At 64.4% G+C, this 2,755-nt stretch carries 4 protein-coding genes and 1 pseudogene; 4 read left to right on the forward strand and 1 reads right to left on the reverse strand.

Annotated elements, in window-relative coordinates:
• The 3 genes and pseudogenes from AHiyo1_RS26045 to AHiyo1_RS02010 form a co-directional block, all read left to right on the forward strand.
• Nucleotides 1-385: pseudogene (locus tag AHiyo1_RS26045) on the forward strand (MFS transporter); the annotation flags it as partial.
• A 90-nt stretch (nucleotides 386-475) separates the two neighbouring features.
• Entirely contained in the window at nucleotides 476-1,141 is a 666-nt protein-coding gene (locus AHiyo1_RS02005; protein ID WP_059387452.1) for an ArsR/SmtB family transcription factor, read from the forward strand.
• Nucleotides 1,138-1,365 carry a hypothetical protein gene (locus AHiyo1_RS02010; RefSeq protein ID WP_059387453.1) on the forward strand — a complete coding sequence of 76 codons (228 nt, stop codon included), beginning with the start codon at nucleotides 1,138-1,140 and terminating at the stop codon, nucleotides 1,363-1,365. The genes AHiyo1_RS02005 and AHiyo1_RS02010 overlap by 4 nt, the downstream gene beginning before the upstream one ends.
• A gap of 34 nt (nucleotides 1,366-1,399) precedes the next feature.
• Here AHiyo1_RS02010 and AHiyo1_RS02015 read toward each other — a convergent pair whose 3' ends face one another.
• Nucleotides 1,400-1,903 (reverse strand): Lrp/AsnC family transcriptional regulator, encoded by a 504-nt coding sequence (locus AHiyo1_RS02015; protein WP_059387454.1) that lies wholly within the window; start codon nucleotides 1,901-1,903, stop codon nucleotides 1,400-1,402.
• A 131-nt stretch (nucleotides 1,904-2,034) separates the two neighbouring features.
• On the opposite strand from AHiyo1_RS02015, the gene AHiyo1_RS02020 reads away from it, so the two are divergent.
• Nucleotides 2,035-2,755: PLP-dependent transferase (locus AHiyo1_RS02020; RefSeq protein ID WP_148667419.1), on the forward strand; the 721-nt coding region annotated here is incomplete at its 3' end.

Below are 2,755 nucleotides of genomic sequence, written 5' to 3' on the forward strand. Positions count from 1 at the left end.
GCTGACGGTCCGCGGCAGGTTCGCCGTGCCCGCTGGCCTGATGGTCCTGGGAATTTCCATTGTGCTGGTCGGCGCGGCGGCATCGCTGTCCAGTCCGATTCTGCTGGTGGCAGCGAGCCTGTCCGCCGGGGTGGGGCAGGGGATCGCCTTCCGCTTGGTGTTCAACGACGTTGCCAGCAAAGTCGAGGCGTCCCGACATGCCCAGATCATCAGCACGGTGTACGTCATCACCTACCTTGGAAGCGCGGTGCCGGTCATCGGCTTGGGCTTGGCTGCCTCGGTGATCGGGCTAGGCGCGGCCGCCAGCGATTTCACTGTGGTGTGCGGGTTGGCAGCTACGGTGCTCGCTGCTGCATCCCTCCGCAGGGTGCTCCGCAGGGGCTGACCGGCGGTTCTGACTGCGAACTAAGTTCGCAAAGGTTGATTTGCAAAGAAACTCTTGCAAAGGTTTCTTTGCAAGAGTAGCGTTTCCGGCATGGACAAGGTTCAAGAGCCGGAATTCCCCGTTCGCAAGGTCGATACGGCATCCCTCAAAGCGCTCGCGCACCCGTTGCGGGTTCAGATCCTTGAGATGCTGTCCCGGTATGGGCCACAGACCGCCTGCAGCCTGGCCGAACTCCTCGATGAATCCAGCGGCGCTACGAGCTACCACTTGCGGCAACTCGCCAAGTTCGACTTCGTCCATGAAGTCCAGGGCAAGGGGACCGCGCGGGAGCGGTGGTGGGAGCGGCCCAGGGGAGCCATTCAGATCACCTCGCCCGAGTTGGCACATTCGCCGGCAACACAGGAGGCATCGCGGCTGGTAACCCGCGAGTTCGAACGCAGCAGGCAGGCTGTCCTCGCCGACTTCATGGCACACGGCATGGACTCGTTGGACGAAGAATGGCTCGACGCGGCCATCGTCAACACAGCCAACGCCCGGATGTCAGCGGAGCAGCTTGGCCGCTACGCCCGCTCCATGGAAGCCTTCGCCCGCAATCTCCTGGAGGAAATCCGGAGCGAACCCGAGGCGGACGACGCCCGCCCCGTGCAGATCCATTTCAACGCATTCCCGATCCTGGGAGTCCCGGCGTGGGCCGGAGACAAGAAGTCCCGCGATGCGAAGTCGCACGCAGCAGGCACCGAAGGGAAAGAGTCATGAGCACAGCCACCGCATCATGCGGCACCTACCGCCGGCCCTCCATGTTGGAATCGGCAGCCGCCGGAATCGGATCCGGGCTTGTCTCGTGGGCCGAGCGCAGGCGCTCCATTCCTCCGCTCGAGCTGGCGGTGCAGCAAGCGGCGTTGAGGCGCCGGCAGGAACTCGGCGACTTGCGCCAGGACGCTATCGCGGCGGCCCACTCGGGACTCGAGCCACGCCGCTAAGCGGGTCTAATCCAAGCCGCGTCCAAGTCAGCCGTTATTCCGGCAGCGGCCCGTGGTTGCCCTGGATGTGGGCGAAGACCAAAGTGGTCTCGGTGTGGCCCACCACGGGGTCGGTGGCGAGGTTGTCCAGGACCCAGTCGCGAAGGTCGTCGGTGTTGGCGACCGCGATATGCAGCAGGTAGTCCACGGAGCCGGAGGTGTGGAACGTGGAGATCACTGCAGGGAGGGCGGGGACCCGGGCCGTGAAGCGGTCGATCTGGTCGCGGTCATGCGCGCGAAGGCGCACGGCGATCAAGGCCTGCACCGATCGGCCGATCGCCGGGAGGCTGAGGACTGCTTCGAAACCCTCGATAATGCCGCGTTCGGAGAGTGACCTCGTACGCATGAGCGCCGTCGACGGAGCAATTCCGACGAGTTCGGCCAGCTGCTTGTTGGAGATCCGGGCATCGTCGACCAAAGCCGCCAGGATGCGCTCATCGATCGCATCCAATGGCTCGCTGGTGCCGACGGGCCGAACGTTCTTCGGGGTGATGGTCACGGATCCTCCTGAAATTGCTGTCTATTCATCATAGGTGCCAGTTTCCACTCAATCCATTCATTTGCACTGTCAATCTCCGAATTATTGCCAGATACTGACCGAATTCAACGGTGAATAATTCAAGGAGAGCAGTGACAGCCATCGATACACTCGCAGTCCACGCCGGCCGGACGGGACTCACGGAGCAGGGCGTGCATGCCGTTCCCATCGACCTTTCAACCACTGCGCCTTTGCCTTCTGTCCACGACGGCGGCCTCGCCTACGAGCAGATGGCCACGGGCGGCGTGCCCCTCGACGGTCAGAGCACGGTGTACCAACGTCTCTGGAATCCTACGGTAGCCAGGTTCGAAGACGGCGTAGCGGCGCTCGAGGGCGCTGCGCAAGCTGTCGGTTTTGCCTCGGGGATGGCTGCGTTCAGCGCCGTGCTGCTCGCCGCCCAATCAGAAGGCAAGACGCACGTGGTTGCGGTGCGGCCACTCTATGGCGGCACGGACCACGTCCTGGCCAGCGGCCTGCTGGGTAACCAGGTCACCTTCGTCAAGGCCGACGGCGTGCGGGATGCCCTTCGTCCGGACACCGGCCTGGTGGTGGTGGAAACCCCGGCCAACCCGAGCCTGGATCTTGTGGACCTAAACCGCCTGGTGGCCGACGCCGCAGACGTTCCGGTGCTCGTGGACAACACGTTCGCGACGCCGATCCTCCAGCAACCGCTCAAGCACGGCGTCGCGATGGTGCTCCACAGTGCCACGAAATTCCTGGGCGGCCACGGCGATGCCATGGGCGGCGTGGTGGCAACCAGTGCGGAGTGGGCCACGCGGCTGCGCCGGGTCCGTGCCGTGACGGGCGGCATCC

It is taken from the genome of Arthrobacter sp. Hiyo1 (assembly GCF_001263615.2).
Lineage (GTDB): Bacteria > Actinomycetota > Actinomycetes > Actinomycetales > Micrococcaceae > Arthrobacter.

Excerpts from the sequence above, each read along its gene's own strand:
- AHiyo1_RS02005 (WP_059387452.1), top strand. The coding sequence starts at position 476 with ATGGACAAGGTTCAAGAGCCGGAATTCCCCGTTCGCAAGGTCGATACG.
- AHiyo1_RS02010 (WP_059387453.1), top strand. The coding sequence starts at position 1,138 with ATGAGCACAGCCACCGCATCATGCGGCACCTACCGCCGGCCCTCCATG.